Source organism: Aridibaculum aurantiacum (assembly GCF_017355875.1).
Taxonomy (GTDB): domain Bacteria; phylum Bacteroidota; class Bacteroidia; order Chitinophagales; family Chitinophagaceae; genus Segetibacter; species Segetibacter aurantiacus.
The window spans coordinates 1,704,118-1,728,737 of record NZ_JAFEWC010000001.1; the positions used below are offsets into that span (position 1 = coordinate 1,704,118).

At 43.5% G+C, this 24,620-nt stretch carries 7 protein-coding genes; 4 read left to right on the forward strand and 3 right to left on the reverse strand.

Annotation, left to right across the window (positions count from 1 at the left end):
• Positions 1-233: 233 nt before the first annotated feature.
• Both J4N22_RS07145 and J4N22_RS07150 read left to right on the forward strand, forming a co-directional pair.
• Complete coding sequence (locus J4N22_RS07145; RefSeq protein WP_207493241.1) at positions 234-12,491, forward strand: PKD domain-containing protein; 12,258 nt, start codon at positions 234-236, stop codon at positions 12,489-12,491.
• Between the two features lie 59 nt (positions 12,492-12,550).
• Positions 12,551-13,573 (forward strand): PorP/SprF family type IX secretion system membrane protein, encoded by a 1,023-nt coding sequence (locus tag J4N22_RS07150; RefSeq protein ID WP_207493242.1) that lies wholly within the window; start codon positions 12,551-12,553, stop codon positions 13,571-13,573.
• Positions 13,574-13,831: 258 nt separating this feature from the next.
• On the opposite strand, the gene treY is transcribed toward J4N22_RS07150, so the two are convergent.
• The 3 genes from treY to glgX form a co-directional block, all read right to left on the reverse strand.
• Complete coding sequence (treY, locus tag J4N22_RS07155) at positions 13,832-18,025, reverse strand: malto-oligosyltrehalose synthase (protein ID WP_207493243.1); 4,194 nt, start codon at positions 18,023-18,025, stop codon at positions 13,832-13,834.
• An 82-nt stretch (positions 18,026-18,107) separates the two neighbouring features.
• Complete coding sequence (treZ, locus tag J4N22_RS07160) at positions 18,108-19,943, reverse strand: malto-oligosyltrehalose trehalohydrolase (protein WP_207493244.1); 1,836 nt, start codon at positions 19,941-19,943, stop codon at positions 18,108-18,110.
• Between the two features lies 1 nt (position 19,944).
• Positions 19,945-22,077 carry a glycogen debranching protein GlgX gene (gene glgX / locus J4N22_RS07165; protein WP_207493245.1) on the reverse strand — a complete coding sequence of 711 codons (2,133 nt, stop codon included), beginning with the start codon at positions 22,075-22,077 and terminating at the stop codon, positions 19,945-19,947.
• Between the two features lie 373 nt (positions 22,078-22,450).
• On the opposite strand from glgX, the gene J4N22_RS07170 reads away from it, so the two are divergent.
• Positions 22,451-22,810: a DUF6717 family protein gene (locus tag J4N22_RS07170; protein ID WP_207493246.1), complete on the forward strand. Its 360-nt coding sequence runs from the start codon at positions 22,451-22,453 to the stop codon at positions 22,808-22,810.
• Positions 22,811-22,959: 149 nt separating this feature from the next.
• A complete protein-coding gene (locus J4N22_RS07175) occupies positions 22,960-24,543 on the forward strand; it encodes a peptide chain release factor 3 (protein ID WP_207493247.1) in 1,584 nt (527 codons plus the stop codon).
• The last annotated feature ends 77 nt before the right edge of the window (positions 24,544-24,620 follow it).

Here is a 24,620-nt window from a genome sequence, read left to right on the forward strand (position 1 = left end):
CGGAGTGCATTTACTTGTGTGGTAGTATGCTTGTTCAAAAGGAATGGCATGTTTTAGCTACGCCAGCCGATGTTTTATTCTCCAATCTTGTGCATGTTGCTGATGCTTTTAAAAAACATAAAACTGCCCTTAAAAGACATGAAAGATTTTGGTGATTGAACAACGTGCTTTACCTCATTTTGTTGTTTATAATATCTCCTTTAGCTGTTCGTTATACCACCAAATCACGGATCATGATTTGGAAAAAACTGGGGTTCAGCTCCTTATTACTTTTTCTGTTTTCAGTTGCTATTGGACAACAAATACAGGTTCAGAATTTCACCAATGCTACATATGGTGAAGGCGCAAGTATATCTGTGCCTGTTCGTGTTTCTGGTTGTTTCAATATCAATAACCAGTTCCAGATGTTGCTCTCTGATGCCAACGGTAACTTTGGAAATAGTACTGTAATTGGAAGCTTCACAGGTTTTTTCACACCCTTTGTAAATGGCTTTATACCCAGCGGTACAGCGCCTGGAACGGGATATAGAATCCGCATCGTTTCTACCAATCCTGTAGTTGCAGTTGAAACTGCAGCTTTCTCCATTTCAGATAATCCGATCATCCCGGTGGCTTCACCTGCTTCCACTACTTCCAATACCATTAATGATAGCACGTTTGGTCGTTGCCAGATCAGCAGCAATCAGGGTATACAGCTTATCAATAATGTCCCTGCTGGTTATACCCTCTCTGCTAATGTATACGATAGTATAGGTAACAGTATAACTGCTGCAGTCAATAGCACTGCAGTGCAATTCACTATGGTGGCTGGAAACTACTACACAGTAAAGATCCAGCTCACAAGGAATGCTAACAACGACGTAACTGTACGCTCATTCCTGGTATATGCTTCTACAAATAATCTAAGCTTACAAACATCAGGAGCCAGCGATGCCTGTTTACCAGATACCAAAGTATACACAGTGAACGTAGTTGGTAATGGTGGTATCAGAACTAACTACCCAGGCACACAATACATCATTGATTGGGGAGATGGTACAACAGAAACTTATACGCATTGTGATCTGCTTGCAAGGCAAGGTGAGATGACACATGATTATGTAAATACTTCATGTGGCAGACCTCCCATCACGGATCTTACACCTACGCAGTACAATGCTTTTCGAGTAAACGTTATGGCGAATAATGTTTATTGCCCCAACAGTTTTACATCCATCACTACCTATGCAAAGGTTTGGCAAAAACCAATTGCTGAATTTGATAGCCCACAGTTCTGGTGTATCAATTCGCCGGTAACATTTATCAATAATTCAGAAGCAGGTTTATCAGGTTTCAATAACGTGGTGAATTGTATAGATGTGGCTAATTACGAATGGTACGTGGATGGTGTGTACATACCAAACGCTGGTACCAATCTCACTTACACTTTCACTACTCCGGGATATCATACCATCAGGCTTGTTGCTGCCAACGATCCTTGTAGCGATGAGATAGAGAAAGTGATCTGTATAGAAGAGCCACTCAATCCTGATTTCAAGATAAATGGTTTAGATAGTATTTCAGGTTGCGCACCGCTAACTATCAATGTGCAGAATAACACAGTAGTTGGTGCTAATCCTTGTCGTCCGCTGCCATGGTTGTGGAGTGTACTGATTAGACCTGGAATGACACCTGCAACGCGAGGTGTTCACTACCTTATCAATCCTCATGACTCTGCTCAAAGTCCAACTTTCATATTCCTGGTGCCTGGTGAATATTACATAAGGTTGACGATACCTAACTCCTGTGGTGAGTATGCGAAAGATGTTCCGGTTACAATAACGGATGTAGCCAATGTTACTTTTTCAAACTCGTATAACCGCTACTGCGGTTTGCAGACAGTAGATTTTTCTGTGGCGCCACACAGGCCAAATTATAACAGTAGCAGTGGCAGCGAAAGCTACAACTGGAACATAACTGGTGGTAGTTACACTTTTATCAACGGAACATCCGCTGCTTCAGCTTTCCCTGTTGTGCAGTTCAATAGCTTTGGAAGCTATAATGTGCAGGTACAGTTTAGCAACGACTGCGGTACACAAACAGCTAACAAAACTTTTGTTTTTGATGCACCTGTGATTGCCTCTGTTATGAATGATACCGTTGTTTGTAACACGGTTAATTCAATTCAATTATCATCTTCTGCTTCGGGTCCATATACTGGTGGAACGTGGAGTATCATCAATGGTTCGGGAAACTTCTCTGATCCTGCTATTGCTAATCCTGTTTATACATTCAGCAATGCTGATAAGACTGCAGGTACAGTAAGGCTGCGCTATATAGCCTTTGCTCCAAATAACTCTGCTTGTGGAAATGATACAGCTGAAGTTGTCATTTCTATTATGGCGCAGGTGGTAATAACATCAGCTGCAGATACAACCATCTGTAGTGGTGGAACAGTAGATTACACACCAACATCGTCAATGCCTGGTACCACTTACTCATGGACATCAAGTGTTATCTCAGGAACTGTAACAGGCAACACACCAGCAGGAACAGGTAACATCAATGATGTGCTGGTAAATGGTTCATCATCTGTTGCAGGTGTGGTTAGATATTACATTACACCAAGTGGCGGCGGTTGTACAGGCAATGCTTTTGAATTGTCCGTTACAGTGCAGCCTGTTCCAACATTATCTATAACGAATTATTCAGATAGTACTTGCACAGGAGGTACAACTAATATCTCTTTTGCAAGCAGCTATAGCGGAGCACGATATACGTACTCTGCAACGGTACTTTCTGGTACTGTTACAGGAGCTGCTTCTCAAACTTCTCCATCTTCCGTTAATGCTATCAATCAAACACTGGTTAATAATGGAACAACACCTGCAGTAGTTGAATACACTGTTCAAGTTTATACAGCTGGTGTATCATGCCCTGGTGAAACAAGAACAGTTACTGTTGTTGTAAGTCCGGCATCGACCATAGCTAATGCTGGTGCAGACCAATTGTTATGTAATATTTCATCTGCAACATTGGCTGGTAACAATCCTGTGGTAGGTACAGGTAGCTGGACACAAGTAAGTGGACCTGCTGCAAACATTGTTTCTCCTAGTGCACATAATTCATCAGTAGATGGCTTGCTGCCAAATAGCACTTATGTTTTTGTTTGGTCAATCGGGGCTATTGCTCCTTGTCCAGCATCTACTGATACAGTTGTTATTGTTAATCGTCCTGCTGTTGCTTTAGCCAATGCCGGAGCAGATATAGTTGTTTGTGATTTCAGTGGAACCGGTAGTACAACTCTTTCTGCCAACACAACAGCTCATGCTTTTGAAAATGGCAGCTGGTCAATAGTTGCTTCAATTCCTGCAGGTAGTAATCCTTCTGTTGCAAATGCTAATAGTGCTGCTACTACTTTCAATTTTGATCGTGCCGGTACTTATACTTTAGTGTGGACAATAACAAATGATGCAGGTTGTACACCATCTGCAGATACTGTTGTTGTTCGTGTTTTCAATGCACCGTATGCAGGTGTAGTTACTCCTCCAGTTTCAAATATTTGCCGTGGCGAAGATGTTCAATTAACTGTAGCTCCTGTAACAGGCACTATTGTAAAATGGCAATACAACCTTGCGCCTTTTGCTGATAACAGTTGGATAGATACAATAGTTACCTCACCTGTGCTGCTTTTCTCAAACATCCAGGATACAATGCTAGTTCGTGTTATTGTGCAATCTGAAGGCGCTGCTTATGGATGTACATCAACTGATACAAGCGAACTTGCTCTTATCAATGTAGCACCTCCATCAGTAGGTGGACATACCCAAACAAGCGATACTGTATGTGCTGGCGCAAATGGAGGTGTTATCACTTTAGCAGGTAACACAGGTGCAATTGTTCGTTGGGAAACATCTACCAACAACGGTATAAGCTGGGTAGTCTTCAACAGTACTGCAGCTTCTATCAATTATTCTAATCTTACTGCTACTACTTGGTTCAGAGCGATTGTCCAAAGTGGTTCTTGTGCTCCTGCTGTTTCTGATACTACCATTATCACCGCAATTCCACAAGTACAACCTGCTCATGCAGGTAATGATCAACTGATCTGCGGTGCATCAGCTAACCTGCAGGCAAATGCTCCTGCTGCTGGTGAGACTGGTGCATGGACACAAATAAGTGGTCCTAGTACTGCAACACTTTCTTCTGGCTCATCAGCTGCTACCTCGGCTACTGGTTTAATGGCAGGTACTTACCAGTTTGTTTGGACAATATCAAACAGCACTTGTCCTGCTACTACAGATACAGTTGCTATACATGTACGTCCTGCTGTTACATCGGCTAATGCTGGTGGCGACCAGGTAGTATGTGATTTTGTTACGACTGCTACTGTTACACTTGCTGCTAACAGCAATAGCAGCCGCCCGTTTGAAAGCGGAGCGTGGAGTATTATAACTCAACCTACTGGTGGCAATGGGTCATTATCAAGTGTAAACAATCCTGCTGCTGTATTCACTTTTGCGCAGGCAGGAGTATACCAATTGGTGTGGACCATCAGCAATGATGCTGGATGTACACCAACCCAGGACACTGTTACCATTCATGCATTCAATAGGCCGGTAGCAGGTACAGTTACTGGTGTTACTGATCTTTGTGCCGGTACTGATGTAACAATTACATCCAGCGCATGGGCAGGAACTATCAAGAAGTGGCAGTACAATCCAGCTCCGCTAAATGATAACATCTGGATTGATACCGCAGTAACTGCAGGTAGCATTCAGTTCTTAAGCGTTACCGACAGCTTTGCAATTCGTGTTATTGTACAATCTGAAGGATTAGCTTATGGTTGTACTTCAGAAGATACAAGTAATGTACACGTGGTAAATGTTGCGCCTGGTACAGTGCCTGGTACTACAGCTCCTAATGCTACTGTTTGTTCAGGAAATAACAGCGGCACCATCACACTTACAGGTAATGTAGGTGCAGTGGTAAGATGGGAGTTCTCTATTAACAACGGCAATAGCTGGAGTCCGATAGCTAACACGAGCAATACACATACTTATACAAACCTAACTGCCACTACATGGTTTAGGGCAGTGATAGAAAGCAGCAACTGCGGACAGGTAAATTCTTCGGCTACTGTTATAACTGTTGTGCCGCCGGTACAACCAGCACATGCAGGAAATGATCAACTGATATGTGGTACATCTGCTAGCCTACAAGCGAATGCTCCTGCTGCTGGTGAAACAGGTGCATGGATACAAATAAGTGGTCCTAACACTGCAACACTTTCTTCTGCCTCATCAGCTGCTACATCGGCTACTGGTTTGGTAGCAGGTACTTATCAATTTGTTTGGACTTTATCAAACAGCACATGTCCTGCTACAACAGATACAGTGGCTATACATGTACGTCCTGCAGTTACTCCGGCTAATGCTGGTGGCGACCAGGTAGTATGTGATTTTGTTACTACTGCTACTGTTACACTTGCTGCAAACAACAACAGCAGCCGCCCGTTTGAAAGCGGGGCGTGGAGTATCATCAGCCAACCTGCTGGTGGTAACGGATCATTCTCAAGTATTAATAATCCTGCTGCTGCATTCACATTTGCACAGGCAGGTGTATACCAATTGGTATGGACCATCAGCAACGATGCAGGCTGTACACCAACACAAGACACTGTTACCATACATGCTTTCAATAGGCCTGTAACAGGAACAGTTACTGGTGTAACTGATCTATGTGCTGGTACCGATGTAACCATTACTTCAAGTGCATGGACAGGAACTATAAAGAAATGGCAATACAATCCTGCTCCCCTAAATGATAACATCTGGATAGATACTTTAGTAACTGCAGGTAGCATTCAATTCTTAAGCGTTACCGACAGCTTTGCAGTTCGTGTTATTGTTCAATCAGAAGGATTAGCCTTCGGTTGTACTTCAGAAGATACAAGCAATGTGCACGTGGTAAATGTAGCGCCTGGTACAGTGCCTGGTACTACAGCTCCTAATGCTACTGTTTGTTCAGGAAATAATAATGGTACCATAACACTTACTGGTAATGTAGGTGCAGTGGTAAGATGGGAGTTTTCTATTAACAATGGCAACAGCTGGAGCCCGATAGCCAACACCAGCAATACTCAATCTTATACTAATCTTACTACCACTACATGGTTTAGAGCAGTGATAGAAAGCAGCAACTGCGGCCAGGTAAATTCTTCTGCAACTGTTATCACTGTTGTACCACCGGTACAACCAGCACATGCAGGAAATGATCAACTGATCTGTGGTGCAAGTGCAAACCTTCATGGCAATGCCCCTGCTGCTGGAGAGACTGGTGCATGGACACAAATATCTGGTCCTAATACTGCAACACTTTCTTCTGCCTCATCAGCTGCTACATCGGCTACCGGTTTAATAGCAGGTAATTATCAATTTGTATGGACTTTATCCAATAGCACATGTCCTGCTACTACAGATACAGTTGCTATTCATGTACGTCCTGCTGTTACTCCGGCAAATGCTGGTGGCGACCAGGTAGTATGTGATTTTGTGTCTACTGCTACTGTTACACTTGCTGCAAATAGCAACAGCAGCCGCCCGTTTGAAAGCGGAGCGTGGAGTATCATCAGCCAACCTACTGGTGGCAATGGATCTTTCTCAAGTGTAAATAATCCTGCTGCTGCATTCACATTTGCACAGGCAGGTGTATACCAATTAGTATGGACCATCAGCAATGATGCAGGATGTACACCAACTCAAGACACCGTTACTATTCATGCATTCAACAGACCTGTAGCTGGAACAGTTACAGGTGTAACTGATCTCTGTGCCGGTACTGATGTAACCATCACTTCTAGTGCATGGACAGGATCTATAAAGAAGTGGCAGTACAATCCAGCTCCGCTAAATGATAATATTTGGATAGACACTGCAGTAACTGCAGGTAGCATCCAATTCTTAAGCGTTACCGACAGCTTTGCAGTTCGTGTTATTGTTCAATCAGAAGGATTAGCTTATGGTTGTACTTCAGAAGATACAAGCAATGTACACGTGGTAAATGTAGCGCCTGGTACAGTGCCTGGAACTACAGCTCCTAATGCAACTGTATGTTCAGGAACTAACAGCGGCACCATTACGCTTACTGGTAATGTAGGTGCAGTGGTAAGATGGGAGTTCTCTACTAACAACGGCAACAGCTGGAGCCCGATAGCCAACACGAGCAATACGCATTCTTATACAAACCTTACAACCACTACATGGTTCAGAGCAGTAATAGAAAGCAGCAACTGCGGACAAGTAAATTCTTCTGCAACTGTTATCACTGTTGTGCCACAAGTGACTGTGGCTAACGCTGGTGCAGACCAGCTCACATGTGCAAACAATGTTACACTTACTGCTAATGCAGCTGGCAGCAACGAAAGCGGAAGCTGGAGCCAGACTGCTGGTCCAAACAATGCAGCATTCTCTTCTGTTACCACGCCTTCTGTAAGTGTTACAAATCTTATAGCAGGAACCTATCATTTTGTATGGCAAATAAGTAACGGCAGTTGTGCACCTACTACTGATACGGTGGTTGTTCGTATGCGTCCTGCTATTACACAAGCCTATGCAGGAAATGATACTGTCATTTGTAATTTCACTGCAGGTAGCTACATCACGTTACAAGGCAGCAATGATCCTGCTCGTCCTTTTGAAGTAAAGCATTGGAGCATCATCAGCCAGCCTGCAGGAGGTAATGCAAGCTTTAGCGATGCTGCAGATCCTTCAGCTATATTCAGCTACAATGCTGCAGGTACCTATACTTTACAGTACAGCATCACAAATGATGCAGGATGTAATCCTTCCAATGATACGCTTGTTATTAATGTATTTGACAGACCTGTTGCCGGACCTATTTCTGGTCCTAACCAAGTATGTGCAGGCAACGACGTTACTGTTACACTTGGAAGCCATACTGGCAACATAAGCAGGTGGCAGTACAACCCGGCACCTATCAATGATAATATCTGGATTGACACTTTGATTACAACACCTTCTATTACTTTTTATAGTGTTCAGCAAACAATGGCTATCCGTGTGATTGTAGAATCTGCAGGTAGTGCTATGGGCTGTAACAATGCAGATACAAGCAATGTTCTTGTAGTGAATGTAACACCTACAACCAATCCTGGTACTACATCCGCAAACGCAACAGTATGTTCTGGAACTAACGCAGGTACCATCACATTAACCGGAAATGTAGGTAATGTAATTGGCTGGGAATATTCGATCACCAGCGGTAACTCATGGGTGGCAATAGCTAATACTACCAATCAACAATCCTATTCAAACCTTACAACTACTACATGGTATAGGGCCATTATTGAAAGTGGTAATTGTGGTGCTGTGCCTTCAACCATTACAATCATAACAGTTGCAAGTGCTGTAACAGCACCGAATGCAGGAGCTGACCAGGTACATTGTAATGTGACGCAAGCTGTATTACAGGGCAATGCTCCCGGCTTTGGTGAGACCGGTAGCTGGCTGCAGTTGGTAGGAGTAGCAGCTACATTTTCAGGAAACAATACTCCAACTCTTACAGTTTCAGATCTAGGTCCTGGCTTGTACACCTTTGTTTATACAATTTCAAATGGCGTATGTCCTTCCAGGAGAGATACTGTAGTGATAACCAATTACGCTCCTGTTGTTAATACCATTGATACTACAACACGCACCATCTGTTATGGTCAATCTATAGCTGTGAATGGGCAGCAGGCAAGTGGTGGCAATGGTGTGCATATATACCAATGGCAGCAAAGCACCAATGGAAATAGCTGGGTGAACATAGCTGGACAAACCAGTCAATCATTAACCATTGTTCCGGTTGGTACCATCTACGTTAGAAGAATTATTACTTCTACACCTTGTGAATCTATTAGTCTTGTAGCAAGGATCAATGTGCTTCCCCCGGTAGCGAACAACACGATTGCAAGTAACCAGGACATCTGTATGAATACAGCTGCGGCACTTATCACTGGTTCTTTACCTACAGGTGCTAATGGTGATTACATTTACCAGTGGCAGGAAAGTACTGATGGTGGTGCTACATGGTTGAATATTCCTGGTGCTACGGGACAGCATTACCAGCCTGGTGTTCTGAACATCACAACACTATACCGTAGAAATGTTTCATCTGGTGTGTGTACTGGTTCATCGGCTAACTACAGCGATAGCGTGATCATTAATGTTAATCCTGACGCGCAAGCCAGCTTTACTTTTTCGAAGGATACCAGCTGCCCAGCGTTTGTTCTTGATACCATTATTACCAACAACCACTTTAGCGGCAATGGTGGATACCTTTGGTATGCAGGTAACAATTTGATTGGTACCACGCCTTCATTCCCTGGTTATACCATTTCTAACAGTGGTGATTCGGTTACCATCAAGCTGGTTGCTATAAATGCTTTTGGTTGTAAGAATGATACAATGCAGCATACGTTTTATGCTAAGCTGAAACCAGAGCCTGCATTTACTATGAGTACCAACGATGGTTGTGGTCCTTTAACAGTAAGCTTCAACAACAATACACCGCATCCTGCAGAGTTCAGGTTCAGGTGGAACTTTGGCAATGGCCAGGTAAGTAATGCTTACAATCCAGGAAACATCGTATTCATGCCTGACGCTAACAATGCAGATACCGTATACAATGTGTCACTGACAGTTTATTCAGATTGCGACTCGGTGGTAGTGTCACAGCCTGTTCTTGTAAAAGCAAGTCCTCGTGCATTATTCAGTCCTGATAGAACTACTGGTTGTTCTCCTTTAACCGTGAACTTTACCAACCTTAGCCGTGGCTCTAACGACTTTACATGGATAATGGGTGATGGTACAGTCATCAATACGCAATCAACCAATGCTATACAGCATACGTTCACCACATCAGTTCGTGATACTTTTGTGGTAACACTTATAGCACGTAATCAATGTGGTGCCGATACTTCTCGTTTCTCAGTTATAGTATCACCTAACAATATTGGAATGTTTGTTACCGTAAATGGAGCTGAGCTTTCAGGTTGTTCTCCACATGCAGTTCGTTTCATCAACAACTCAATAGGTGCTACCAACTTCATCTGGAATTTTGGTGACGGTAATACCCTTACCACCATCCGCAGCAACGATACTGTTCTGCATGTGTTCAATCAACCTGGAGTGTATACGGTGCAGGTGCAGGGGGCAAATAGTTGTTCAAATGCTGTTACCTATCAAACCATCACTGTACATGGTAAACCGCTTGTAGACTTCACGGCAACACCAACAGAAGTATGTGTGGGAGAGCAAGTAAATTTTGGTAACCTGAGCGATACCATCACTAACTCATCATGGAAGTTTGGTGACGGTGGAGTTTCTTCGTTAACGCATCCTGTACACGCATATAGTGCCCCGGGTAATTATACGATCACACTCATCGGTTCTCGTTTATATGGTACAGGAAATACTTGTGTGGACAGTGCCAGACATACAGTGCGTGTGATAGATACGAGAGAAGGTCACTTCACTGTAAGTGACAGCATCAGCCGTTGTGTTCCTTTCACGGTTACGTTCACCAATCGTTCTTTACCATCAGCACTTACTACCTGGAACTTTGGTGATGGTGGAAGAGATACAGGTAATGTGGTTACTCATTCATTTACTACAGTGGGCACATTTGCTGTAACCATGAATGCACAGGCACCTGGTGGGTGTAGATATACTGCAGCAAAAAATATCACTGTTACCGGTCCTTCAGGAAGCATCAATTACGAAAGTGGTGTAGTGTGTGGCACAAGAGCATTGCGTTTTGAAGCCATCTCCTCTGGTACGGATTCAGTACGCTGGAACTTTGGCGACGGTAATACGCTTGTTACTACATCACGGGTGATTTTCCATACTTACACTACACCAGGTACCTATGTTCCTTCTGCGCAGTTAATAACAGGTGCAGGCGGTACATGTCGCACTCTACTGCCAGGTGCTGATACTATAAGAGTGGAGAGAATTAAAGCTGGTTTTACAACTACTATGGTGAAAGAGTGCGGGCAGACAAGAATATCTTTCAACGATACCACAAGATCTTTCTTTGGTGTACAGCAATGGTCGTGGGCTTTTGGTGATGGTGGTACTGCTACTACACGCAATCCTGAACATGCTTATACAGCTGCTAATAACTGGCCTGTACGTTTGATCAGTACAAGTGTACTAGGATGTCGTGATACAGCAGATGTGGTATTGCCTGTAGAAGTGAACAACAAACCAATAGCAACCATTACTAGTGATTCTATTGTATGTGCTTCACAAAATATAGTCTTCAATTCTTCAATTGTTTCTGCTGACAATATCAGCATGTACTTGTGGAGCTTTACCAACGGAGCTAATGCAAGCGGCTCATCCTATACAAACAACTTTGCTACTGCAGGTGTACATTATGCTACGCTGGTAGTAAGCACTGTAAATGGATGTAGAGATACTGTAAGGAAAGCCATTGTAGTTAATCCTTCACCTTTTGTTGTAGCAACAGGTGGAAGATCCATTTGCCAGGGACAGCCGGCACAGCTACAAGCAACAGGAGCATTAACCTATAGCTGGACAAATGCTGCCACGCTTAGCTGTAGCAACTGTGCTGATCCTATAGCGCTTCCATCTTCCAGTACAACATACGAAGTAACGGGAACCAATTCTTTTGGATGTACTGCACGCGATACTGTACAGGTGGTCATCAACCAGCCATTCAGGATAAGAGCATCGGACAACGATACTGTATGCCAGGGAGAAAGCATCACCTTATATGCTTCCGGTGCCGAATACTACAGGTGGTCGCCAGCTGCAACACTTAATCGTATAGATGTGGCTGACCCAATTGCCACTCCATTGGTAACTACCAATTATCGTGTGGTTGGCTACGACTCGGCAAATTGTTTTACTGATACAGCTTCTGTTACCATAACTGTAGGAAGAGTACCAACCGTATCGTTGGGACCTGATAAAGTAGTAGCTGCAGGTACACAGGTGCCTTTGAACACCACCATTACAAATGGTCCTATAGTTAGGTGGGAGTGGACCGCGGGACAAACCATCAGTTGCCTGAACTGTCCCAGGCCTATTGCATACATCAAGAACGACATTGCATACTCTGTAAAGGTGACAAACACTATGGGATGTACAGCTTCTGATACCATCCAGTTCAAGGTGTTTTGCGAACAGTCGCAGGTGTATATACCAAACTTGTTTACTCCTGATGGAGATGGTGTGAACGATGTATTGATGGTACGCGGTAAAGGAATAAAAACAGTGAAGAACTTCAGGATATTCAACCGTTGGGGAGAGATCGTTTTCGATAAGTCCAACTTTGAGCCAAACGTGAAGAACAATGGATGGGATGGACAGGTTCGAGGTAAAAAAGCACCTGCAGATGTTTATGTTTATACGTGTGAAGTACTATGCGAGAACGATGTGCCGTTTATATATAAAGGCAACGTAGCAATAATAAAATAATTCTTGTTGCCCGCTTGTAAATGCAGGCGGGCATGCAAGAAGACATAAAATCCAATATCATGAAACACAGATTACTCATCACCCTGGTGGTGCTGGTAGGCTGGCTGCCACTGCATGCACAGGATCTTACTTTCTCACAATTCTATGAGCTGCCACTGCTGCGCAATCCTTCGCTGGCCGGCGTTTTCAAAGGTGATCTTCGTGTGACTGCCGTACATCGTTCGCAGTGGCAAAGTGTAACGGTGCCGTTTCAAACATCGGCGGTGGGAGTGGAGTATAAGCTGCCAGTGTTCAACTTCAACGATTATGTAACGTTGGGTTTGCAGGCATCGCATGATATAGCTGGCGACATCCGCCTGAAGCGTACGCAGTTGTTCCCTGTGCTTAACTACCACAAGTCTCTTAGTGATGATGTAGACAATTATATCTCTCTTGCTTTCATGGGTGGTCCGGTGCAAAGTCAATTTGATCCTACGCAGGCAAAACTTGACGACCAGTTTGTAAATGGTGCTTATGCTCCCACCAATTCAACTACTCAGGTATTTAGCCGCACCGGCTTCTCTTACTGGGATGCAAGTACTGGTCTTACTTTCAGTAGTGGTTTTGGATACGAATCTCGTTTTTACGTAGGAGCAGCATTGTTTCACCTGAACAGGCCTAAGGTGAATTTTTACAATGAAACATCAGAGACACATGTGGATCATAAATGGGCAGTTAATGCCGGCTTGTCTACTGCAGTGAGCGACAACAACCGAATGCTGTTTTTTGCAGACATGTTTAAACAAGGTGGCAACAGGCAGTTCCTTGGAGGTGTACTATACGAAACTGACCTGGTGCAGTATGATGAAGATGATAATGTATCTTTTGCTGTAGGTGGTTTCTATCGTTGGAATGATGCATTTGTTCCAACCATAAGAGTTACTATGCATGAGTGGCAGGCCGGACTGAGTTACGATGTGAATGTATCGAAGCTAAAGACTGCTTCACAAATGCGTGGTGGATTCGAACTTACTGCATCTTACCGCGGCTTTCTAAATACACGCTCATCTACGCAAGACAAAATGCGGTGCGTGATGTTTTAAGTAAGTTGGTAGTTGGAAGTTGGTGGTTGCAAGAAGTAGTTGTTAGATAATAGTTGGTAAATGGTAGAAGTGGAAAGAGCTAACGGTTTACTCTAGTTGAATGTTATTAGTTGGTAGTTCATGATAATAAGAAGTGATGATTGGCAAGCAGTTCAATCAAAAGTTTTGTTCAAGTTTGAAAGAAACAACTTGCCAACCATCACCATGTCCCTTACCTAAACACTGATCAACTTATCAACTACTCAACTAGTCAACCTATCACTCCCTATTAAACAACCACGTCCATTCCTGCAGTTGATGCTGTGCTTGTTCGTTTACCTGCCCTGGCAGTAGTCGCCAAGCCCAGTTGTCTGAAGCCTGGCCTGGCATGTTCATACGTGCTATCTCATCCAGTCCCAGCAGGTCTTGCAGTGGCAGAATAGCTATACGTGCTACTGAGGCATATGCAAGACGAGCCATTACCCAAGGTATATCGTCTTCGTGCAGGTCGCGGCCTGTGTACTGGTTCAACCTTGTTTTCGATTCTTCATCAAGTTCACGGTACCAGCCACGGATAGTGTTGTTATCGTGCGTGCCGGTATAAGCAATAAAGTTCTCGCCATAGTTGTGCGGAATGTAGTCGCTCTGCGGCATGTTATCGCTAAAGGCAAATTGCAAGATCTTCATACCCGGCAGGTTGAATTCATCGCGCAGGTTCAGCACATCAGCATTTATATCGCCAAGGTCTTCGGCAACAAAAGGCAACTCGCCAAACGCTTTTTTTACTGCATTAAAAAAGTCACTGCCCGGTCCTTTTTTCCATTCACCATTGCGTGCTGTTGTTTCCGATGCAGGCACATCCCAGTAATCTGCAAATGCCCTGAAGTGGTCGAGGCGGACGATATCACACATCTCCACGTTTTTCCGAAGCCTTTGTATCCACCATTCGTAACCAGTTTCTTTGTGCGCTTCCCATTTGAAAAGCGGCATGCCCCATAGCTGACCATCTTCACTGAAATCATCTGGCGGCACACCTGCTACACCAGTAAGTTGTCCATCTTCATCTATAGAGAACAAATGGCGGTGCGACCAAACATCTGAAGAGTCGTAGCTAACATAGAATGGCATATCACCAATGAACTTAATGCCGCGCTTGTTGCAGTATTTTTTCAATTGCTTCCATTGGCGGAAGAAAATGAACTGCAGCCATTTTATCTTGCTGTACTCGTAGTACTCCAGGTTCATGATCTCTTGCAGCGCCGCTTCTTCTCTTAGTTTATATTTCTCCTCCCACTGAAACCATGGCTTTCCTTCGTGATGTTTTTTCAGTACCATGTACAGTGCATAATCATCCAGCCATGTTATTTCAGTATGGCAGAAATCATCAAAAGCACGTTGTAGTTGCGTTGGCTTTTGTTCGCGGTAGTTCTGGTACGCTAGTTCCAGCAATTCAGCTTTTACACTCTCTGCTGCAGCATAGTTGGTTTTGCCTTCCTGCGGCTGCATGTATTGCTGCAGGTCATACGCTTGAAGCAGGCCATCTTTTACCAATAGCTCCGGGCTAATCAGCAACGGGTTACCTGCACTGGCCGATAAGGCACTGTATGGTGAATGCCCTTGTCCTTGTTCGGTTGGATTGAGCGGTAACAACTGCCAATACTTTTGATGACTTCTCACCAGGAAGTCGGCGAAATATTTTGCTTCTGGTCCAAGATCGCCAATGGCAAAAGGAGAGGGTAGTGAAGAGATGTGAAGCAGGATACCCGCACCACGTTCATTCACTTTTTCAAAACGTAAAATAGAAACAGGGAAGCGATGGAACAGGTCCTGTACCTGTAAAGTATCAGAAGGTTTACCGGAGATATCCAAAAGAACATCGTGTAATTCTGATGGTATTCCTTCTGGAAGTACAATGGCTGTATCTTCCCAGTTAAGCTCTTGCCATGTTACCTGTTGTTCGTTGCATATTGTATACAGGTGAACCGGCACTGCTATCACATACACAGTATTGTTGTGTTGACGAGCAAACGCCATCACATGATCCTTATATTTTCCTTCTACTTGTAACGGTACATAAGCACCTTTGGCAAATACCTGCGACCTGCGTTTGCGTTCGCTAAATAAGGTGCTTTCGAGCCATAGCTTTATGCCACCAGAATAACGTTCATCCCAAAGTGTGTGGAGCAGAGTGTTTACATCTTCTGCATTGTCAATTTGCTCAAGCCATTGCTGGCGTTTTGTATAATCGACAGGCCTGCGGTTATCAGGATCAACCAGGCTCAGGTCCCAAAGTTCTGTTCCCTGGTATACATCAGGTATGCCGGGGCAGGTAAACTTAAGTACAGTTTGTGCCAGGCTGTTGATGATGCCGAAGTCAACAATCTTTTGTTGTAGCTGCTGAAAGCTTTGCCAGAAGGAACCTTGCTGGTTGAGCAGGCTTACTGCAAATTCTTTTGTTGCCGTTTCATATTCTTCATTAGGCGTGGTCCAGTTGCTGTGGATCTTAGCTTCACGTAAAGCTTTCTGAAGATACTCCTGTATGCGTTCAGCAAAATTATCTTCATCCTGTCCCGGCATAGGATAGGCGCCAACTATATTCTGGTATACCAGGTATTCATCATTGTCGTCAGGCGCATGTTGCTTTTTATTTTCTGCATTTATCTTTCTCCATTCTTCAACTACACTTATCCATTCTTCACCCATTTCTGTCAGCACATTCAGTCTCGCTCTTACGTCCTCGCCGCGTTTGGTATCGTGTGTTGATGTGCCATTCATTGCAAGCGGCCACAGCCTTTGGCGCTCCTGCATTGCCTGGTGAAATTCTTCTATTGACATCCCGAAGGCTTCAGGAGAATCGCCAACTTCATTGTGTCCAATAAAACGGTTGTAGGTATACATCAAGGTATCTTCTACACCTTTGGCCATTAGCGGTCCCGTAAACTGCATGCAGCGTTGATAGAACTTTGCAGCACGTGCTTTATAATCATCATCACCATTAGCTGGTTCACCCAAGAAAACTTTTTCGAGTACATCTACACCGGCTGCAGTCTCCGGTTTGCTTTCGCGTACCCGTTTTAAAATATCAGCTACGGCGTCCGCTTCTTCGCCAACCAACGGGAAGAGGTTACCATAGTAACGGTAAACCGGGCATTGGATCAGGAATTCACCAATGGCTTTTTTCATTACTTCTTCACCGGGCAGTTCACCAGCAATATCAAGGCTGATCAACAGGTGGTATAGATTGTCCAATTCACCAGCCATATTCTCATAAAGAATATAGGCTTTCTTATCATGTATCTGCTGGTGAATTGATCTGTCGTCATTTACCAAACCTTTATAATAATTGGTGAATACTTGTTCGGCTTTTTTATTGGTGAAAAGGTTATTCACCAACGATAAAAATTCGTAACCGGACGTGCCTTCTATCTCCCAATACTCAGGAAGACTTTCGCCCGGTTCTAAAATCTTTTCTACTACTATATAAGTGTCTTTACCCGCCAGCTGCCTTAGCTGTTGCAGGTAAGCGGTAGGATCGTACAATCCATCTATATGGTCTACACGTAAGCCTTGCCAAATGCGTTGCTCAACCATAGAGCGTATAAGAGAGTGGTGGTTGCCGAATACATCCGGGTCCTGGATGTTGAGGCATATCAAACCATTCACCGTAAAGAACCGGCGGAAGTTGATCTGCTTATCTGTTTCCTGCCAACTACATAAATGATAATGTTGATCGTTTGCTAACTGGCGCAGTTGTTCTTTATTGTTATTTACATCCTCTATTGCTTGTTGAATGACCGCAGCAGCCTTTCTCTTCGTTAGCAGCCTTTCAAATCGTTGAACAATCTTCAGGCTTTTTTCCCTGAATTTTTCATCGTCGTCGCCAGGCAGGTCCTTCAGTTTTTCCAGTAGCTTTTCTACATCTTCATGATCAATTTTACCAAGTACTTGTTTGTATGTTTCAAAATTTACCGGGTATGCTGTTTCAAAATAATTCAGTACAAGTCGTCCTTTATCTACTGCCAGTTTCAGCTCGTTGTTATTGATCACACTGTCGAGATCGCTGCCCAGGAATGGTACCATGAGCTTTCCTTCATGTACTGGGCTCTGCCAGTTTACGTCAAAATATTTGGCGTAAGCAGAGCGTGGTCCTCTTTCCAGCAGGTACATGATCCAAGGATTTCGTGGATCATAAGCCATGTGGTTTGGCACAATGTCTTGTACCCATTTTATTCCCTGTGATTTCAGTCGCCTGCAGATGTCGATGAGCTGGTCTTCGGTTCCTATTTCAGGATTTATTTTATGAGTGTCTAAAGTATCGTAACCATGTGTGCTACCTGGTGTGGCTTCAAATACTGGTGAAGCATAAATAGTGCTTACGCCCAGCCGTTGCAGGTAAGGTATGATGCGTTCGAAATCTGCAAGAGTAAATTCTTTATGGAATTGGATACGGTAAGTTGCAATTGGATTGTTCATGTGTCGTAATGTTCGTGAATAGCTGGTATTAAAAAGCCGCGCCAATCTTCATTGGCAAGCGGCTCTTATCATATCAATGTTTTTAGCTGTTCTGGTAAATAACGATTGACTCAGGTTGAAGCAATATTTCCTCACCGGCTTCAAAAGTTTCGGGTGCTTCGGTTTTTCCCAACCATTGAGGTTCGTGGGAAGCAAGTAACTTTCTCCAGTTGCTAGCTTCGGTAGGCGCCTGTATCTTTTGTTCTTGCTGCGAGAAATTCATCAAGCAAACAACATGTTGGTCTTCGTGCCAGCGATGTAGTAGTAATGTTTTAGCTGCCTCGTCAAATGATACTTTCAGATGTTGCCTGTTGAGATGCTTCAGTGCTGGTTGTTCTTTGCGCAGCTGAATGAGCTGTTGATAAAAGTTGAACATGGTTTTATGTTGTCCTTCTTTCACCAGGTTCCATTGCAGTTTACTATTGTTGAAGGTCTCTTCAGAAACAGGATCGGGTGCTTCGCCTTCTGCATGAAATGCTGCAAATTCTTCTTTACGTCCTTTGCGAACCGCTTCGGCTAATTCTTTATCTGTATGGCTAACGAAGTACATAAACCGATTTGGTTCGCTGTATTCTTCACCCATAAAAAGCATAGGTAAATATGGACTGGCCAAAACAGCGCCTGCCAAAAGTTTTTGCATCTCGTAGCTTACCAGTTCGCTTGTTCTTTCGCCCAGCATGCGGTTGCCCACCTGGTCGTGGTTTTGAGAGAAAACAACAAATTGCTGCCCCGGATTTTTTTCAGCTTTTATACCAAAGAACTTCTGCCTGTGATGTGAATACTGTCCATCAAAAACATAAGCATCCTTATATGATTTTGCGAGGTCAGCAATGCCTGAGAAATCAGAGTAATATCCTGTTGATTCGCCTGTTGCCGTTACACGCAGTGCATGATGAAATTCATCGATCCATTGCCCGTCCATTCCAAACCCCTGCTCTTCCAGCGGGTTTATGAAGCGGGTATCATTTAGGTCTAACTCTACAATCAGGTGATGCTGGCGACCTGTATGTTGTGACAACTCATTTACATGCAGTTTTATTTCGCGTAAAATATGTACAGGGCTGAAATCTTTAATTGCATGCACTGCATCCATACGCAAAGCATCTATATGGAAATCACGGAACCACATCAGTACATTTTCAATAAAGTAACTGCGAACGCCATCGCAATGTGCATCATCGAAATTGATAGCATTACCCCATGGCGTGTTGTACTTGCTGGTGAAGTAAGGTCCAAAGGCGCCAAGGTAATTACCTTCGGGTCCCATGTGGTTGTACACTACATCCAGCACTACGGCTATGCCTTTTGCATGGCATGCATCTACCAATTTTTTTAAACCTTCCGGGCCTCCGTATGAATCTTGTACGGCAAAAGGAAACACGCCATCATACCCCCAGTTACGGCTTCCTGGGAATTGTGCCACAGGCATGATCTCAATAGCATTTACGCCAAGCTCTTTTAGGTAATCAAGCTTAGAAACCATAGCCTCAAAAGTACCTTCGGGTGTAAATGTGCCGGTATGAAGCTCATATAGTATGTAGTCCGCTAGCGGAAGATTATTCCACGACTGGTCGGTCCAATTGAAAGATGAAACATCAACAGCTGCAGACCTTCCGTGAACACCCTCCGGTTGCGAAACGGATGCGGGATCTGGAAATTCTTGTTCATTATTGATGACCAGTTTATAAAGGTCTCCCGGTTGTATATTGGTAGTGGTGATTGTCCAGAAGCCGAAATCATCTTTTGTAAGCGGGATGCTCTTGTTTTCCAGTTTTACTTCCAGGCTTTTTGAATCCGGGCTCCAAATTCTTACACTTGCTTTCCCGTCTATGAAGTTTATTCCTATTGATCGTTTATCTATTTGAATGTCGTTTCTCATTTTATTTCTCTTCTGCAGGTTGAATTAAAACAACGATAGATCTTCCTTCTATTTCAAAAGTTTCTCCATGCTGGTAGGTGTCGCCTTTGCCATTTATCAGGCCTTCATTGGTGTCTATAACCTTCGTCCATTGCTTGCCATATTTGGCAGGAGGTAGAGTGCATTTTAGTGTATCGTGGTATGCATTGAAGACAATATAAAAGCTGTCGTCCGTCAATAGTTTCCCTTCACTGTCAGGATAATGAATGCCATGACCGCTCAAGTAAACACCTAACGATTTCGCGAAATCCTGGTTCCAGTTTTCTTCATTCATTTCAGTGCCATCAAGAGAAAACCAGGCTATGTCCTCTACGCCTTTTCCTTTAATAGGCCTACCCATGAACCAACGGCGGCGCGAAAAGACAGGATGGTCTTTGTAAAGTCTGATCAGTTTCTGTGTGAATTGCAGAAGATCTTTATCTGCTTTATCCCAGTTCAACCACGAGATCTCGTTATCCTGGCAATACGCATTGTTGTTGCCGCCTTGTGTCCTGCTTATCTCATCGCCGGCTACCAGCATAGGCACACCTTGCGAAAGAAATAAAGTTGTAAGGAGATTTCTTTTCTGGCGGTTGCGAAGCCTGATCACCTCCGGATCATCTGTTTCGCCTTCTGCGCCACAATTCCATGAGCTGTTATGACTTTCTCCATCATTGTTGTTTTCACCATTGGCTTCGTTATGTTTTTCATTGTAACTAACCAGGTCGTTAAGGGTGAAGCCATCATGCGCTGTTATGAAATTGATGCTTGCAGTGGGGCGACGATTATCACTTTTATAGAGGTCAGAACTACCGGTAAATCTTTCTGCAAATTCAGACAACATGCTATCGGCACCGCGCCAAAAATCGCGCATGCAATCGCGGTACTTGCCATTCCATTCCACCCAACCTGGAGGGAAATTACCTACCTGGTAACCACCTTCTCCTATATCCCAAGGTTCGGCTATTAGTTTTACCTGCGATATCACAGGATCCTGGTGAATGATGTCGAAGAATGCGCTGAGCCTGTCTACTTCGTGAAGTTCCCTTGCAAGTGTAGCTGCCAGGTCAAACCTGAAGCCATCCACATGCATTTCAAGTATCCAATAGCGCAGGCTATCCATAATGAGGCGCAAAACATTTGGCAGATTTGCGTTCAATGTATTTCCTGTTCCGGTATAATCCATGTAATACCGCTTGTCTTCTGTAAGACGGTAGTACGAAGCATTGTCAATTCCCCTGAAGGAAAGCGTAGGGCCCATATGATTTCCTTCGCCTGTGTGGTTGTACACTACATCAAGTATTACTTCTATTCCTGCTTTGTGCAGTTCCTTCACCATGTTCTTAAACTCGAAAACCTGTTCTCCATGTGTACCTGCGCTTGCATAGCGAACATCGGGTGCAAAAAATCCAATGGAGTTATATCCCCAATAGTTGGTCAGCCCCTTATCCTTTAAGTGGCGGTCAACTATAAAGTGATGAACAGGCATTAGCTCAATTGCGGTAATGCCCAGCTTTTTTAAATAATCTATGGTAACAGGGTGGGAGATGGCTGCATAGGTACCCCTGATCTCTTCAGGTATTTCCGGGTGAAGCTTAGTGAACCCTTTTACGTGCGTTTCGTAAATGATCGACTTGTGATAAGGTATCTTAAGTTGTGTGTCACCTTCCCAATCAAAATTCGGATCTATTACCACTGACTTGGGTATATAAGGAGCGCTATCCGAAGTGCTGAAACTTAGGTCTTCATCAGGGTGTCCTACTTCGTAACCAAAAAGCGAATCATGCCAATTGATTGTTCCAGATATAGCTTTGGCATATGGATCAATCAATAACTTATTTGGGTTAAAACGATGGCCATTAGCTGGATCGAATGGACCATGAACACGGTAACCATACAACTGGCCTGGCTGAATACCCGGCACGTAAACGTGCCAAACATAGTGCGATTGTTCTGATACCTTAATTACATCTGTAGCCTCTCCACTGTCGTTGGAGTCAAAAAGGCATAAATCAATACCGGTGGCGTGTTCAGAATAGATGGCGAAGTTAGTTCCCTTTCCATCCCAGGTGGCACCTAAAGGAAAAGGTGATCCTGGAAAACTTGGCTTAGTCATGCTTGTAAAATGTGTATAGGGTTTAGAGAAATTGGAGAAAAATTTACCCATTCTGTTTCGTTAGCTTGAATGCTTTAGAAACAGTTTCTTCTATTTCATTAAATAATTATGGAAAGTTGATATTAAAATTTCTTGCCAATTGCTTTTTCCCCAGAAGAAGATGATGATGATTACAGCTGAGACTTCTTCAACCGTTTGATTAGGAGGTTATTAAAGATGAAGGTTATGATTATTATGGAGAAGTGGAGGGCGGTGGAAGTCAAAACGTTTGCCAAGAATGAAAAGGTTGGTTTTACTTGTGCATTTAGGTCTACATTTTGCATTAAACAGTTGGAAGTCAACTTGCTTTTTTATTTCTGCTAAATATTGCCATATGAATACTTACACTTTTTTTAAACAAAATGGAGGCTGGCATGCTACTGTGCCCACTCCTGAAAAGAAGGGAAACCGACAGGCTTACCTCGACATGGTAGATGGAGCTGATACGATGCTCAATATCATGTCAGACGGAAAAGACAAGGTTACTTTAGCCTTCAATACGGAACCATTTGAAGACGCAGAAGAAATTGAACTGGTTTCCTCTTGTAAACCATTCTTAGACGGAGGTTATTACCTGATGCGCGAACATGATGGTAAACAGATAAATGCTGAAATGTGGATTTGCGATGTTAGCAGGCTTGCTTTCGGTGCAGTTCCGGAAAAGATCTATGTACGTAAAGAAATGACTGATTAGCATAGCCTAATATGATGTTGAGCCGGTGTCACAAGCACCGGTTTTTTTTATGCCTGAATTATTTTGACGGTGCATGTTTAGAGGAAACTTTGAATAGAAAGTTATTCCTCTGTAGCAATGGCGGCTACCACTTAACTTTGCGGCCGATTATGAAATACGAGAAAGAAATCAGCCGACGTAAAACCTTTGCGATCATTAGTCACCCCGATGCCGGTAAAACAACCCTTACAGAGAAGTTTCTTCTTTTTGGCGGTGCCATTCAGATAGCCGGAGCTGTAAAAAGTAACAAAATTAAGAAGCATGCTACTTCCGATTTTATGGAGATAGAAAGGCAGCGTGGTATCTCGGTAGCAACATCGGTTATGAGTTTTGAGTATAAGAACATGCTCATCAACCTGCTTGATACACCTGGTCACAAGGATTTTGCCGAGGATACTTATCGTACACTGACAGCTGTAGATAGCGTGGTACTGGTGGTGGATAGTGTGAACGGGGTAGAGGCGCAAACGCGCAGGCTTATGGAAGTTTGTCGTATGCGTGATACGCCGGTGATCGTTTTCATAAACAAAATGGACCGCGACGGTAAAAACAGGTTTGATCTTTTGGAAGAGATCGAGAAGGAACTGAATATCTCCCTTCACCCAATGACCTGGCCAATCAACAACGGAAAGGATTTTAAAGGTGTATACAACCTGCACGATAAGAACCTGGTGCTTTTTACCGCGAACACCAAAGGCGGTGATGAGGACACTGTAGAAATCCAGGATTTATCTGATAAAATACTAGAAGAAAGAATAGGTGAGCGTGATGCTGAAATGCTGCGTGAGGATGCTGAACTAGTAAGTGGAGTTTATGGTGACCTAAACGTAGATGATTACCTGGCAGGGAAGGTAGCTCCTGTTTTCTTCGGCAGTGCGGTTAATAATTTTGGCGTAAAGGAACTTTTGGACACATTCATTAGCATAGCGCCAACCCCACGTGATAGAGCTACCAATGTAAGGGCAGTGAGCGTGGCTGAGCCTAAGTTCAGCGGGTTTATATTTAAGATCCACGCTAACCTGGATCCTAAGCACCGAGACAGGATTGCTTTCCTACGTGTTTGCTCAGGTAAGTTTGAGCGCAATAAATATTTCCACCATGTGCGTATAGATAAAGACGTGCGGTTTAGTAACCCGTACAGCTTTATGGCGCGTGAAAAAGAAGTGGTAGATGAGGCTTTTCCAGGCGATGTAGTTGGTTTGTTTGACACCGGAAACTTCAAAATCGGCGATACTTTAACCGAAGGAGAGGAATTCTACTTTACTGGTATTCCTACTTTCTCACCTGAAATATTTAAAGAGGTAGTGAACAAGGATCCTTTGAAAACCAAGCAATTGGAAAAAGGACTTCTTCAATTAACTGATGAAGGTGTTGCGCAATTGTTCACCCAGTTTGGTGGAAACAAAAAGATCATCGGATGTGTTGGAGAACTTCAGTTCGAGGTTATTCAATATCGTTTATTACATGAATATGGAGCTTCTGTTCAATTTAATTCGCTGCCTTTTTATAAGGCTTGTTGGCTGACAGGAGACAATAAAAAGCTGGAGGAATTTGCGCGTTTTAAGCAGGCAAATATTGCAGAAGATAAGGATAAGCATATGGTATACCTAGCGCAAAGCGAATGGTTCTTAAATACCGAAAGACAGAACAACCCGGATATACAATTCCATTTTAGTTCGGAGATACATAAGTAGTTTTTCTACTGTACAATTCATTAATGCTCATGTAGATCAGCAAAATCTGCATGAGCATCGTATTTTTACTTCTTCCC